Source organism: Paenibacillus favisporus (assembly GCF_040545415.1).
Classification (GTDB): Bacteria; Bacillota; Bacilli; order Paenibacillales; family Paenibacillaceae; genus Paenibacillus_AQ; species Paenibacillus_AQ favisporus.
Genome location: NZ_JBEPLV010000001.1, coordinates 901,821 through 916,205 on the forward strand (window position 1 = coordinate 901,821; position 14,385 = coordinate 916,205).

At 52.3% G+C, this 14,385-nt stretch carries 14 protein-coding genes; 13 read left to right on the plus strand and 1 reads right to left on the minus strand.

Annotated elements, in window-relative coordinates:
• Positions 1 to 126 precede the first annotated feature (126 nt).
• From pdhA to ABID47_RS04405, 13 genes are all read left to right on the plus strand, one after another.
• A complete protein-coding gene (gene pdhA, locus ABID47_RS04345; RefSeq protein WP_145158804.1) occupies positions 127 to 1,194 on the plus strand; it encodes a pyruvate dehydrogenase (acetyl-transferring) E1 component subunit alpha in 1,068 nt (355 codons plus the stop codon).
• A gap of 54 nt (positions 1,195 to 1,248) precedes the next feature.
• The gene (locus ABID47_RS04350; RefSeq protein WP_105442251.1) at positions 1,249 to 2,229 is read left to right on the plus strand and encodes an alpha-ketoacid dehydrogenase subunit beta; all 981 of its coding nucleotides are present in this window, start codon (positions 1,249 to 1,251) and stop codon (positions 2,227 to 2,229) included.
• Between the two features lie 32 nt (positions 2,230 to 2,261).
• Positions 2,262 to 3,581, plus strand: a complete 1,320-nt coding sequence (locus ABID47_RS04355) for a dihydrolipoamide acetyltransferase family protein (RefSeq protein WP_116229889.1) — start codon at positions 2,262 to 2,264, stop codon at positions 3,579 to 3,581.
• Positions 3,582 to 3,584: 3 nt separating this feature from the next.
• Complete coding sequence (gene lpdA / locus ABID47_RS04360; RefSeq protein WP_354495034.1) at positions 3,585 to 5,006, plus strand: dihydrolipoyl dehydrogenase; 1,422 nt, start codon at positions 3,585 to 3,587, stop codon at positions 5,004 to 5,006.
• Between the two features lie 296 nt (positions 5,007 to 5,302).
• A complete protein-coding gene (locus ABID47_RS04365) occupies positions 5,303 to 6,172 on the plus strand; it encodes an AraC family transcriptional regulator (protein ID WP_181908926.1) in 870 nt (289 codons plus the stop codon).
• Positions 6,173 to 6,335: 163 nt separating this feature from the next.
• The gene (locus tag ABID47_RS04370) at positions 6,336 to 6,632 is read left to right on the plus strand and encodes a hypothetical protein (RefSeq protein WP_354495035.1); all 297 of its coding nucleotides are present in this window, start codon (positions 6,336 to 6,338) and stop codon (positions 6,630 to 6,632) included.
• Positions 6,607 to 7,611, plus strand: coding sequence for an ABC transporter substrate-binding protein (locus ABID47_RS04375; RefSeq protein WP_354495036.1), 1,005 nt, complete (start codon positions 6,607 to 6,609; stop codon positions 7,609 to 7,611). The genes ABID47_RS04370 and ABID47_RS04375 overlap by 26 nt, the downstream gene beginning before the upstream one ends.
• Before the next feature lie 63 nt (positions 7,612 to 7,674).
• A complete protein-coding gene (locus ABID47_RS04380) occupies positions 7,675 to 8,562 on the plus strand; it encodes a carbohydrate ABC transporter permease (RefSeq protein WP_354495037.1) in 888 nt (295 codons plus the stop codon).
• Between the two features lie 16 nt (positions 8,563 to 8,578).
• A complete protein-coding gene (locus ABID47_RS04385; RefSeq protein ID WP_084203934.1) occupies positions 8,579 to 9,454 on the plus strand; it encodes a carbohydrate ABC transporter permease in 876 nt (291 codons plus the stop codon).
• Between the two features lie 252 nt (positions 9,455 to 9,706).
• Entirely contained in the window at positions 9,707 to 10,501 is a 795-nt protein-coding gene (gene thyA, locus ABID47_RS04390; protein ID WP_354495038.1) for a thymidylate synthase, read from the plus strand.
• Between the two features lie 37 nt (positions 10,502 to 10,538).
• Positions 10,539 to 11,027 carry a dihydrofolate reductase gene (locus ABID47_RS04395; RefSeq protein WP_354495039.1) on the plus strand — a complete coding sequence of 163 codons (489 nt, stop codon included), beginning with the start codon at positions 10,539 to 10,541 and terminating at the stop codon, positions 11,025 to 11,027.
• 278 nt (positions 11,028 to 11,305) lie between these two features.
• Complete coding sequence (locus tag ABID47_RS04400) at positions 11,306 to 12,793, plus strand: glutamate synthase subunit beta (RefSeq protein WP_076171352.1); 1,488 nt, start codon at positions 11,306 to 11,308, stop codon at positions 12,791 to 12,793.
• A gap of 109 nt (positions 12,794 to 12,902) precedes the next feature.
• The gene (locus tag ABID47_RS04405) at positions 12,903 to 13,346 is read left to right on the plus strand and encodes a GNAT family N-acetyltransferase (RefSeq protein WP_354495040.1); all 444 of its coding nucleotides are present in this window, start codon (positions 12,903 to 12,905) and stop codon (positions 13,344 to 13,346) included.
• Between the two features lie 121 nt (positions 13,347 to 13,467).
• On the opposite strand, the gene ABID47_RS04410 is transcribed toward ABID47_RS04405, so the two are convergent.
• The gene (locus tag ABID47_RS04410; protein ID WP_354495041.1) at positions 13,468 to 14,253 is read right to left on the minus strand and encodes a TioE family transcriptional regulator; all 786 of its coding nucleotides are present in this window, start codon (positions 14,251 to 14,253) and stop codon (positions 13,468 to 13,470) included.
• Positions 14,254 to 14,385: the final 132 nt, after the last annotated feature.

The window sequence follows — 14,385 nt, forward strand, 5'->3', positions numbered from 1 at the left end:
ACATACAAAGCGCAAATATTTTGAAATTTAATCCGCAATAGCTTTGACGAAACGAATAAAACAGGTGTATAATAATTCTATAACAGCGGAACTTGATATTCAAATTTTTTTGTTGAGGTGAAGAGAATGAGCAAGGTTCCTTATGAAGTGTACACCGAGGAAGTCGAAGCGCTTTCCGTGCTTTCTCCGGACGGTGAAATTGTTAATGAAGCGAAAATGCCTAAACTTACTGATGATCAGTTAAAAGAAATTATGTACCGTATGGTATTTACACGTACTTGGGATGACCGTGCTGTTAACCTTGGACGTCAGGGCCGTCTCGGCTTCTACGCACCGGTTTCCGGTCAGGAAGCGACGATGGTCGGCAGTGAATTCGCGCTGGAGAAAGATGACTTTATCTGCCCGGGCTACCGCGACATGCCGCAGATCGTATGGCACGGACTTCCGCTATACCAAGCATTCCTGTACTCCCGCGGACATCAAGAAGGCGGCCGCATTCCTGAGGGCGTTAACGTCTTGATGCCGCAAATTATTATCGGTGCGCAAATTTTGCACGCGATGGGTATTGCCATGGGCTACAAGCTGAAGAAGCAGAAGCAAGTGGTCATTACGTACACAGGTGACGGCGGATCTTCCGAGGGCGACTTCTACGAAGGCCTGAACTATGCCGGACGCTTCAAACTTCCTGTCATTTTCTTCGTACAAAACAACGGCTACGCCATTACGACTCCTTTCGCAAAACAAACGGCATCCTTGTCGATCGCGCACAAAGCGGTTGCAGCCGGTATCCGCGGCGTAAAAGTCGACGGTATGGACGTGCTTGCCGTTATTAGTGCTGTTCAAGAAGCTGCTGAGCTCGCGCGGAGCGGCGAAGGCGCAACTTTGATCGAAGGCGTAACTTACCGGTACCGTCCGCACTCCTTGTCCGACGATGCAACCAAATACCGCACGAAGGACGAAGAAGGCGAATGGAACGCAAAGGATCCGATTACGCGCCTCGGCAAGTACCTGGAGAAGAAAGGCCTGTGGTCGGAAGAAGACACGGCCCGCGTGAAAGAGGAAGCCAAAGCGAAAGTAAACGAAGAGATCAAAAAAGCGGAACAGACTCAAAAAATGACCGTACCCGGCCTGATCGACAGCATGTTCGAACAAACACCGAAACATTTGGAAGAACAAAAGGCCGATTTCCAATAAATCGTTTGATCCGTTTTGCGTAGTTTAACGAATGTTTAAGGAGGAAATGAAGCAATGGCACAAATGAATATGAAGGAAGCAATCCGCGATGCGCTGCGCGTGGAACTCAAGCGTGACCCGAACGTGATTGTGTTTGGTGAGGACGTAGGTAATGTCGGCGGCGTATTCCGTGCGACGGAAGGGCTGCAAAAAGAATTCGGAGAGGAACGCGTCTTTGACACGCCTCTGGCTGAATCCGCGATCGGCGGCCTGGCTGTAGGCCTCGGGATCCAAGGCTTCCGTCCGGTAGCCGAAATCCAGTTTGTCGGCTTTATCTTTGAAGCGCTCGACCAAATGTTTGTACAGGCAGCCCGCATGCGTTTCCGTTCCGGCGGACGCTACAACGCGCCGATCGTATTCCGCACACCGTTTGGCGGCGGGGTTAAAGCGGCTGAGCTTCACACTGATTCCCTGGAAGGTTTGGCCGTTCAAACACCGGGTATTAAAGTGGTAGTCCCGTCGAACCCTTACGACGCCAAAGGCCTGATGATTGCGGCGATCCGCGACAACGATCCGGTGTTCTTCATGGAGCACTTGAACCTGTACCACGCGTTCCGCGCCGAAGTTCCTGAAGAGGATTACGTCGTTGAGCTGGGTAAGGCTAACGTGGTCCGCGAAGGTTCCGACGTGACGATCATCGCCTACGGCATGATGGTTCATACCGCTACGAAAGCAGCGGAAGAGCTTGAGAAAACGAAAGGCATCAAAGCCGAAATCATCGACCTGCGTACGCTGAATCCTTTGGATATCGATACGATCGTTGCATCGATCAAGAAAACAAACCGTGCCATCGTCGTACAGGAAGCTCAAAAAACTTCCGGCGTTGCGGCTGAGGTCATTGCTCAAATCAACGAAAAAGCGATTCTTCACCTGGAAGCTCCAGTACTGCGCGTAACTGGACCTGACACGGTATATCCTTTTGCCCAAATCGAAGATACATGGCTTCCTACACCGGCTCGAATCATCGCTGCAGTCAACAAAGTCATGGAATTCTAAGAATCGCAGTCATTCAATAGGGAGGTAGTAACGTGGCAAAATTTGAATATCGGTTCCCCGAACTGGGAGAGGGCTTGCATGAAGGCGAAATTATCAAAATGCATATCAAGCCCGGCGATAAAGTAACAGACGACGACATCATTATGGAAGTGCAGAACGACAAGGCGGTTGTAGAAGTGCCTTGTCCGGTTAACGGCACAGTACAGGAAGTATTCACGAAGGACGGACAGGTGTGCCGTGTTGGCGAAGTAGTCGCCATTATCGATGCAGAAGGCGAAGTGCCTGAGCAGGAAGCTCCTGCCGGCGATCACGGCGCCCAAGAAGCAGACGCAGCAAAAGGCAGTGCGGATACAACTTCTTCCCCTGCGGCAAGCAGCCCTGCTGATGCCAAAGAAGGCGGCGCTGACCAAGCTCCGGCTCCTGCAGCTCCGAACAAAGAAGTGCTGGCTACGCCAAGCGTGCGCAAGTTTGCGCGTGAGCAAGGCGTTGACATCACGCAAGTGAGCGGAACAGGCAACAACGGTAAAGTGACTAAAGAAGACGTCGAAGCCTTCAAGAACGGCGGCGGTCAAGCGGCAGCGCCTGCAGCAGCTAAGGCTGAAGACAAGGCAGCTGCACCTGCAGCGGCAGCAGCAGCTGCGGATCCGCGTGCTGAAGAAGAGCGTGTACCGTTCAAAGGAATCCGTAAAGCGATCGCTAACGCCATGGTGAAATCGGCGTACACAGCTCCGCACGTTACGATCATGGACGAAGTGGACGTAACCGAGCTGGTGGCATTCCGTACCCGCATGAAACCGATCGCCGAGAAGAAAGGCACGAAGGTCACTTATCTGCCGTTCATCGTCAAAGCGCTTGTGGCGGCCAGCCGTCAATTCCCTGCTTTGAACGCGACGATCGACGAAGAAAACAACGAAATCGTCTACAAGAAGTACTACAACATCGGTATCGCAACCGATACGGATAACGGTCTGATCGTACCGGTCATCAAAGATGCCGACCGTAAGAGCATCTGGATGATCGCTGACGCGATCCGCGACCTCGCGGCACGCGGCCGTGACGGCAAACTGGCTCCGGCAGAAATGAAAGGCAGCACGATCTCCATCACCAATATCGGTTCCGCCGGCGGCATGTTCTTTACTCCGATCATCAACTTCCCTGAAGTGGCGATCCTGGGTACCGGACGCATTACCGAAAAACCTGTTGTGAAGAACGGCGAAATCGTGGCAGCTCCAGTTATGGCCTTGTCCCTGAGCTTTGACCACCGCATCATCGATGGTGCTACAGCCCAAAACTTTATGAACTATATTAAATCACTGCTCAGCAACCCTGAGCTGCTGGTTATGGAGGTGTAAGATATGGTAGTAGGTGACGCTTCTCTCGATATCGATACATTAGTGATTGGTGCTGGTCCCGGCGGTTACGTGGCAGCCATCCGTGCTGCACAGCTAGGACAAAAGGTTCTGATCGTGGATAAATCCGAAGTGGGCGGCGTGTGCTTGAACCGCGGATGTATCCCTTCCAAAGCCCTGATTGCGGCGGCTCATCAATATGAGTCTGCCGTTCACGGCGAATCTTTCGGCGTAACTGCTGAAAATGTGAAAGTGGACTTTGGCAAAACCCAGGAATTCAAAAACGGCGTTGTGAAAAAGCTGACCGGCGGCGTTGCCGGCCTGCTCAAAGGCAACAAGGTTGAAATTTTCAACGGCGAGTGCATGTTCATCAACGAAAACGAGGCGCGCGTGTTCAACGAACACGAGTCCCCTCGCTACCGTTTCAAAAACTGCATCATCGCTACCGGCTCCCGTCCGATCGAGCTCAAAGCGTTCCCGTTCGGCGGCCGCATCCTGTCTTCGACAGAAGCGCTGAGCCTGCCTGAAATTCCGAAGAGCATGGTTGTCATCGGCGGCGGATACATCGGTGCCGAGCTTGGCCAAATGTACTCCAAATTCGGTACAAAAGTGACGATCATCGAAGGACTGGATTCCATCCTGAACGGATTCGATCCGGATATGACGAAGCTCGTTGTGAAGAGCATGACCAAAACCGGCGTGGAAATCATCACAAACGCCAAAGCGGAAAGCGCGACTCAAACCGACAATGAAGTTACGGTGAAATACTCCGTGAACGGCGAAACGAAAGAAGTGACTGCCGACTACCTGCTCGTTACGGTTGGTCGCCGTCCAAACACCGACGGAGAGCTCGGACTCGACCTGATCGGTATCGAATTGGATGACCGCGGCCTGATCAAAGTCGATCATCAAGGACGTACGAACAAGCCGCATATCTTTGCAATCGGCGACATCGTTAAAGGCCCTGCGCTGGCACACAAAGCTTCTTACGAAGGTAAAGTAGCGGCTGAAGCCATCGCCGGACATCCTTCCGTCGTGGACTACAAAGTCGTTCCTGCCGTAGCATTCGTCGATCCTGAATGCGCGAGCGTAGGCTACACCGAAAAAGAAGCAAAAGAAAAAGGCTACAAAGCAAAAGCAGCGAAGTTCCCGTTTGCGGGCAACGGGCGCGCCTTGTCCCTCAATGCTGCGGACGGCTTCGTGAAGCTGGTGTTTGACGAGGAATCTCAGCTCGTGCTGGGATGCCACATTGCCGGGGTGGAAGCTTCCAACCTGATCGCTGAGCTGGGCCTCGCTATTGAAATGGGCGCCACGCTGGAAGATATCGCTTTGACGATCCATGCGCATCCAACGCTGGGCGAAATCGTTATGGAAACTGCCGAGCTTGCGCTGGGCAATCCGATTCACGTGATCGCACCACGCCGTTAAGTTATCATCATATATAGAAGGAACTCAAGGAAAGAGCCGCATGAGGCGGCTCTTTCTTTTTTTGTTATTGAAGGGACTTCGTCATTTCAGGCGTTAGCGCCAAAGGAGCCGGATCCATTAACCTCTGAAGTAACCATCCTGAAAGGACAGTTCTGCAATCCACCCATATCATAATAAGAGGGGATATGTTGTTTTTCTAATTATTGGGATCATCTGGGTGATGATGCTGACCGGTTGAGGATTTTGCTACAATGGAAAGAGCAGAACGTTTCATTCGAGGGAAGGTGGGGGATGTTATGGGAACAATGACCTCATTTCTGGAAAGAGGACTGATGGACGAAGATTTTCCGATTCGTGTGGTTCAGACAGAAGAAACGTTTCTTTTTGCGCCGCATTGGCATGAAGAAGTTGAAATTGTATATGTAGCCGAAAGCGGGGCGCGCATCGAACTGAACCATCACTTATGTGAGCTGAAGAAAGGGGAGATTTTGATGATCAAGCCGGGTGAAGTCCATTCTTTTCTGCCCGGCACCGGCAAGCTGCTGATTATCGTATTTCGCATGCATTTTTTAACAGGAACGAACCCCTGCGGCCCGGATGAGCAAAGCTTAAAGTCGCTCGTTTCGCACAATACCGTCATTCCGGCACATCAAGTGCAGAAGGCCAATTTGGCGCTGATGATGAAAGCGATTGCTGAAGAAGAATCGGGCAGGCAGCCCGGTTATAAATGGTCCATGAAAGCAAGGCTGTACGACCTGATCGTTCGCTTGATCCGGCTCAAGCCGGGGCAAATGGAGGATGATTATCCAGGGGGAGCTTGCTCCGAGAGCAAGAAATTCGCCTTTATTGAGGCGGTGTGCGAGTATCTGGAAAGGCACTACGACCAGCCGCTGAAGCTGGATGACATTGCCGACCATACGAACTTTAACAAATTTTATTTATGCAAGCTGTTTAAGGAAGCCCGCGGCATGACGGTAATGGATTACTTGAATCAATACCGGATTGCACAAGCTAAATGGGAGCTGCTCGGCGGTTCGGAATCCATTCTGCAGATCGCTGTGCGGAACGGATTTAACAATCTGAACTCGTTCAACCGCATTTTTAAAAAGTACAATGGCTGCACGCCTTCCGAATTTCGCAAGCGAAGCGGCAGGACTGCGCAATAAATGAACAATCCAGACCAATATCCGATGAGCCCGGCCGGCAAAAATCCCATAAAATGATAACAAACTTAGATGTAAGCGTTTCCTTTTTAATCGTGGATGAGGGGGGACTAGTTGTTATCCTGGGATTGACCAACATCAAGCGAAAAGCAAAGGACGGGTGCTCATGAGAAGAAATCATTGGGGATATACCTTTATGCTGAGTCTGCTGGGCTTGTCCATCCTGCTGGCCGGGTGTACGGTCTCGGGCAAAGGAACGGGCTCAAGCCAGGAAATAACCGTATGGAGCTTTACCGATGAGGCGAATTACGCCATTGACAAGTTTGAGAAGAAGTACCCCGGGGTCAAGGTGAACTTCGTCAACATCCCGGGCAACTTTTACATCACTAAGCTGAAATCCGCCTCTGCAGACGGCTTCCAAGGCACCGGACGTGTTCATGCTCGAAAACGGAAATATCCGTGAGCTGATCGACGTTCCCTACCTGGAGAACCTGTCTGCGGCTCCGTACGATGCAAACAAGCTCATTCCTGAGCAGTATCCCTTCGTGCAAGCCAACGAAAAGGACTCTGAAGGGAACGTCAAGGCACTGGGTTACCAGGCGACACCTGGAGGCATTTATTACCGCCGGGACCTGGCCAAACAATATTTGGGCACAGACGATCCGGAGGAAGTCAGCAAGCAGATTGACTCCTGGGACAAAATTTTCGACATCGGCGAAAGGGTTGCCAAAGAAAGCGGGGGCAAAGTGCACGCCCTGGCGAATTGGAACGCCATTTCCGTCTCATACGAAGGCATTCCATGGGTCAAGGACAACAAGCTTGTCATCAACGACGCTTACCTGAAGGTGCTCGATATGGTGCGGGAAGCGCGGCAGCGGCATGTGCTGGCCGAATTTGATGACGGGAGCGCCGGATATGCCGCTTCCATGCAAAAGGGCGAAGTGATGTTCTATCCAGGGGCAAGCTGGGCGCTGCAGTACACGTTCAAGGCGAATGCACCGGATACCTCGGGAAAATGGGGACTTGCGCACGGCCCGGCCTCATTCAGCTCTGGGGGAACGTATATCGCTATGTACAGCAAAAGCAAAAACAAGGATCTGGCGTGGAAATTTATCCACTTCTACAATTTCGACCACGAGTTTTTGACCGAGCTGGCCCATGACCAGGACTATTTTACGAGCAATCGGGTCGTGGACGACCAGCTGGCTCCGACGCTGACTTCCGCTTACCTGGGGAACCAAAAGCACTTCGAGTTCTTTTCCGAGGAAGCGAAAAACGTGCCGAGCTATCAGCGGACGCCTTTTGATACGGTGATCAACAATGACATATATAAAAACGTGCTGCAGCTGTACCTGAACAACAAGATGAAGACGAAAGAAGAAGCCATCCAAAGAATTAAACGGGACGTCAAGCTCAGGTACCCCGAGCTGGAGGTGGATTGACGCTTAGCGGTTGATTATTCGGCTGCGACAACGTTGGAACAACCTATACCAGGAGGTGCGTCCATGTTTGCCAAATCGATACGGAAGGACCATTACGGTTATTTTTTCATTGCACCGTTCTTTATCATCTTTCTGCTGTTCGGATTGTATCCGATTCTATACTCGCTGTATATCAGCTTTACGAACTGGGACGGGATCCGGACGCCGGAATTCGTGGGGCTGGGTAACTACATTACGGTATTCCACGACCCGATATTTTACAAAACCTTTCTCAACACGCTGTTTATTTGGGGCGTGTCCGTCATCCCTCAGCTGACCGTTTCGCTCGTGCTCGCCTTTATTTTAAACGAGAAGTTCGTCAAGGGAAGAAACATCTTCCGTGCCGTCTATTTCTTCCCGCATATCGTCACCGCCGCTTCGCTGGGGCTGCTGGTAAGCCTGATCTTCGACTGGCAGTCGGGCGGGCTGAACCACTTTCTCGTCGAGAGCGGTATCATCCACGATCCGATCAACTGGAAGAACAACGCCTGGTTCATGCGGCTGATCGTGTCCTCGATTTTGTTCTTTCAATACTTCGGCTACTCCATGATCATTTATTTGGCCGGACTGCAGGGAATCGATCCTTCGCTGACCGAGGCCGCCCAAATCGACGGGGCTACGAAAAAGCACATTTTCCTGCACATCACGGTTCCGATGCTGAAACCGATCATTTTGTTCCAGGTCATCACCTCGATCATCGGCGGGATGCAGATCTTCGATCAGCCCTTTACCCTCACCAATGGCACGGGAGCGCCGGACCGCGCATCCATGACCAGCATCATGTACCTGTACAACGTCGCGTTTCAGAGCACACGGTTTGGCTACGGAGCCGCCATCGCATTTTGCCTATTCATCATTATCATTCTGTTCTCCGTCCTGTCGTTTGTGCTGACGAACCGGAAGAAGGCTTGAGGAAGGAGTCGATAACATGGAAGCGATTAGACCGATCCGGCGGGAACTTCCGTATGCCGCCAAGCCCAAACGCCGCCTGTCCGCCGGTATGGTGCTGCTGTATATTTTTCTGATCGGGTTTGCCATCATCTGTATCATCCCGTTTTATCTCATGCTGATCTACTCCAGCCACAGCAATGCCGACATCGCCTCGTCGTTCATTTTTCTGCCGGGGAAGGATTTGTGGGCGAATTACAGCAACATGGCCGCAAAAATCAACATTTGGCGTGGATTCATGAACAGCTTTTTCATTGCGGGATCCACGACGGTGCTGTCCCTGTACATCGGGGCGCTGACGGCTTACGGCTTCGCCAAATTCCGGTTTAAAGGCAACAAGCAGCTGTTCTTCGCCCTGCTGGCCACGATGATGGTTCCAGGGCAGCTGGCCCTGATCGGGGTATACCGGCTGTTCAGCACATTCGGCCTGCTCGACAGCTACGCGGCTATCATTCTGCCGGCGGCGGCGAACGCCTTTAACGTCTTTTTTATCAAGCAGTTTATCGACGGAAGCATTCCGGACGAAATCATCGAATCGTCGCGGGTCGACGGTGCGGGCGAGTTCCGGACGTTCAACCAGATCATCCTGCCGATTCTGGGTCCTGCGGTTTCCGCACTCGGCATCTTTACGTTCATCGGCTCATGGAACAACTTCCTCGGCCCGCTCGTCCTGTTCTTCTCGCAGAGCAAATATCCGCTGCCGGTTCTGGTCGCGCTCGTGCAGGGTTATTACGGGATGGACTACGGACTGTTGTACCTGGGTGTGGCGATTTCCATCGTGCCGATCATCATCGTGTTTGCGGTCTTTTCCAAGCAGATCATCGGGAGCGTGGCGATTGGAGCCGTTAAAGGGTAGCGCTGCGTCTGTCATATGAAAAATCTCGAGATGATGTAACGGCAACAAGGATTTGGCATGGGACGGTTCTTGGGGGAAGACCCTGGGAACCGTTTTTTTGCAGTTAGTTCCCGGTATGCGGCAAGCGGGCGGATTCTGGTCACTGGGGATGGACTTTTTTAGGTGTTTATCAACCATGCCCCCACATGGTAAACTAGAATATACACAATCATCAGATATATAGACATTCGGCATTGAGAGGAAGGATACAAAGTGCGAAACTATTTGGAGCTGCTGCAGGACATACTGGAACACGGTACCCCCAAGGAGGACCGGACCGGAACCGGCACGATTTCCGTCTTCGGACGACAGCTGCGGTTCGATCTGTCCAAGGGCTTCCCGCTCGTGACGACGAAGCGCATCCATTTGAAATCGGTCGTCCATGAGCTGCTGTGGTTTTTGAGCGGCGATACGAATATCCGGTACCTGAAAGAAAACGGCGTTTCCATATGGGACGAGTGGGCTGACGAGAACGGGGATTTGGGACCGGTGTACGGCTCTCAGTGGCGGAACTGGGAGGCACCGGACGGCACCCATATCGACCAGATTGCGAATGTGATCGAATCGATCAAGCGGAATCCGGATTCCCGCAGGCATATCGTGAGCGCATGGAACGTGGCGGAGATTGAGAACATGAAGCTTCCTCCTTGCCATTTCGTATTCCAATTCTATGTGGCCGGGGGCAAATTGTCCTGCATGCTGACGATGCGTTCGGTCGACACGTTCCTCGGACTGCCGTTTAATATTGCCAGCTACGCGCTGCTAACGCACATGGTAGCCCAGCAATGCGGGCTCGAAGTCGGCGAATTCATTTGGTCCGGCGGCGACGTGCATATTTATTCAAACCATTTGGAACAGGTCAAAACCCAGCTGGAGCGCGAGCCATTCGAGCTGCCTCAGCTTGTGATCAAACGGAAGCCCGAATCGATATTCGACTATAAGTTCGAGGATTTCGAGTTCGTGAATTATCAGCATCATCCAGGCATTAAGGCGCCGGTCGCCATCTAGTCGGCTTTCATTTTATGTTGAAGGGAGCTTTTTGACCATGACAATGACGTTTATCTGGGCCATGGGCTCAAACGGAGTAATAGGGCGGGACAACAAGCTTCCTTGGCGGCTTCCGCGGGATATGGCTTTTTTCAAGGAAAAGACGATGGGCAAAACGGTTCTCATGGGCCGCAAAACGTGGGAATCCTTCGGCGGTAAACCGCTGCCTGGACGCGACAACGTCGTCCTGACCCGCGATCCGGATTACGAGGCACCGGGAGCCCAGATCATTCATACGATAGAAGAAGCGGTTGAGCTCGGCAAGAATAAAGAGATCATGGTGATCGGAGGAGCGGAGATTTACTATAAGCTGCTTCCGGTAGCGGACTGCCTGATCGTCACCCGGATCGACGAGACGTTTGAAGGCGACACCTACTTCCCTGAAGTAGACTTCGGGGACTGGATTCTGCAAGAAGAGGTCGAAGGGATCACGGATGAGAAAAACCCGTATTCCTACCGTTTCTGCACCTATATCCGCAAAAGTTAACCGAAATTCATGTTATCACGACATGTGATCTCGATGTGAAATAGTACAAATAATTATGCGGATAATCCATTTAATATTCAAAGTTTCAAATGATACTATAATTGAAATATCTATGTAGAATGAACTTGAGCGTATCATGTTCTATCACGAAAGCTGCGCCGTGGTAAGGGGATAATACATGCACAGGCTCGGGTTCAATCTATCTACGTGTCGATAATGTGATAGATAGGAAGTAACTTTCAACAAGATAGAAAAGAACGGATGGGGGAAAATGCGTCATGTCAACACCAACAGGCTTTATGGAGTACAGCCGCCAGCTTCCGGCGGATCGCGATCCTGCAGAGCGGATTAAGGATTGGGAAGAGTTCCATAAACATATGTCCGAAGAAGAACTGCGCACCCAGGGCGCACGCTGTATGGATTGCGGAACACCTTACTGTCATACGGGAATCGATATGGCTGGAGGCACCTCGGGCTGCCCGGTCAACAATCTGATCCCGGAATGGAACAACCTCATCTACCGCGGCTTGTGGAGAGAAGCGCTGGAGCGCCTGCATAAAACGAACAACTTTCCGGAGTTTACCGGCCGGATTTGTCCTGCTCCATGCGAAGGCTCTTGTACCGTCGGCCTGATCGGCCAGCCGGTAACGATCAAAACGATCGAGCAGGCCATTATTGATAAAGGATTTGAAGAAGGATGGGTTGTGCCAAACCCACCGGAGAAACGTACAGGCAAACGCGTGGCGGTCGTGGGCTCGGGCCCGGCAGGACTGGCCGCGGCGGCACAGCTGAACAAAGCGGGCCACAGCGTGACGGTGTACGAGCGTGCGGACCGCATCGGCGGCCTGCTGATGTACGGCATCCCGTCGATGAAGCTCGACAAATCCGTTGTTCAGCGCCGTGTGGACCTGCTCGCAGCGGAAGGCATCCAGTTTATTACGAATACCGAAATCGGCAAGGACATTCCTGCACAGCAGCTCGTTGACGACTATGATGCCGTCGTGTTGTGCGGCGGAGCCACCAAACCGCGCGAATTCAACATTGAAGGCAGCGATCTGAACGGGGTTCATTATGCCATGACGTACTTGAACGGTACGATCAAAAGCTTCCTAGACTCGGGTCTTGCCGACGGGAACTACATTTCCGCAGAAGGCAAAGATGTCATCGTGATCGGCGGCGGCGACACCGGTTCGGACTGCGTTGCAACAGCACTCCGTCATGGCTGTGCAAGCGTTACGCAGTTTGGCACGCATGAGAAGGCGCCGCTGGAGCGCGATCCGATCAACAACCCTTGGCCGCAGTTCCCGAACGTATACACGCTGGATTACGCCCAGGAAGAGGCGAAAGCGGTCTTCGGCAGCGATCCGCGTGAATTTTCCATCATGACCACCAAATTTGTGGGTGATGACGAAGGAAACCTCCAGGAGCTGCACACCGTTCAAATTCAGCGGATGGTGGACGAAACCGGACGTAAAATCTACCAGCCGATTCCGGGAACGGAACGGGTATTCAAAGCGCAAATGGCGCTGATCGCCATCGGTTTCGACGGACCGGAGCAGACGATTACCGAACAGCTCGGCCTTGAAACGGACCGCCGCTCGAACGTAAAAGCGCGGAAGGGTAAATACAACACAAACGTGGACAAAGTTTTCGCAGCCGGCGACATGCGCCGCGGCCAAAGCTTGGTCGTATGGGCCATTAACGAAGGCCGCGAAGCTGCCCGTGAAGTGGACAAATATTTGATGGGTTCGACAGTGCTGGTATAAGATCGCCGGCTCATGACACGGGTATGATAGGACAGCAGCTCCGCATTGTTGGCGGGGCTGCTGTTTTTTCTGTATCAGGTCAAATAACGATGTAAGGAGGCAGAAATCAATGGGACAAATAACGGCTTATCGGGAAGAGGATCACGATCATTTGGTAGAGTTGTGGTACCGGGCGGTTCGGGAGACGCATGCTTTTTTAACCGAGGCAGATATCGCGTTTTACCGCCGGATTGTAGACGAGCAGGCGCTGAAGCACGTGGAGGTGTGGGTGGAAAAGGATGACAGCGGCGTCCCTTTGGGCTTCATCGGGCTGGACGGCAGTATGGTGGAAATGCTGTTCGTCGATCCCGACAGGCATGGACAAGGCATTGGCACCCGTTTACTCCGGTATGCGGAGCAGCTGAAGGGAAGCCGGCTGCGGGTCGACGTCAACGAGCAGAACGACGGGGCATACGCGTTTTATCAGCGGTATGGATTTGTACGGACGGGACGGTCCGAGCTGGACGGCTCCGGACGGCCGTTCCCGCTCCTGCATTTGGAACTGAAACGGTAAACTGGCAGGCTCAACCTGCCTCTTTAAAAACATCATGCTCTCCCAAGGTCTGGGATTATCAAAGGGAGAGCTGCTGATACATAGTTAAGTTAAAAATGCATCCGAAGCGAGTGCTCCCTTTTCATGGAGCTTCGCCGGGTGCTTTTTCCGCTTTGGCTTTTTGGAAATAATCAAACCACAAGCCTTTAATGTATTCTACCGGATCGATTAGTCCTTCTTCGATGCACAGCTCGACCAGCAAGTGAACCCCGAAGAACTGCCGCCGGTTTCGGTCATGGATACTCGATAACGCCTCCAGCGTCACCTTCTTCGCTTTTTCAACGCTGTGCTGCTCAACGCCTTGCACAATTTCTTTCATGTTTTCCAGCACATAAACCGTCTTCCTTAATGTACGAATCAGCAAAATTTGCCGGACATGCGTGGGGGTAAACAGCCTGTACCCGTTTTCGGGATCCCGTTCCGGCTGGATCAGCCCTTCTTTTTCCCAATGCCGGATCGCCGAGGGCTGCACATCCGTAAGCTCAGCTGCTTCGCCGATCGTCATGCGTCCCTTCAATCGTTTGCCCGAGACAAGCGGCAGTTCGGGATCCTGGAGTAAAGCCAGGGTCTGTTCGGCAACCGTTTTTTCATGCTGCAGACGAGCCTGCTCCTGATTGACGAGCCAGAAGGCTCCGTCCATGTCACGCTGTTGAATCAAGCGAAGCACTTCAGAGGTAATCCCGACCCCGAACCCTGAAAACATAGCCCGCAGGCAGCGGAAATAAGCCAGGTGCAGCTGGGTGTACAGGCGGTAGCCGTTATCCGACCGCTCCGGCTCGGGGACTACCCCCCAAGATTCATAGTGACGCAGGGCGCTTGTGCTGATATACAATTCCCTGGCGATTTCGATCGGCTTATAATAACGCATTTCCCTTTCCCCCTTATGCGCTTGGACTATCTTCACTCCCCCAAGGATAACATGCCGGCAAACACTGCACAAAAAGCTTTAAGTGACATGATAATGTTCTGTTGCAGGGTTACTTTGAATTCATATGAAAAT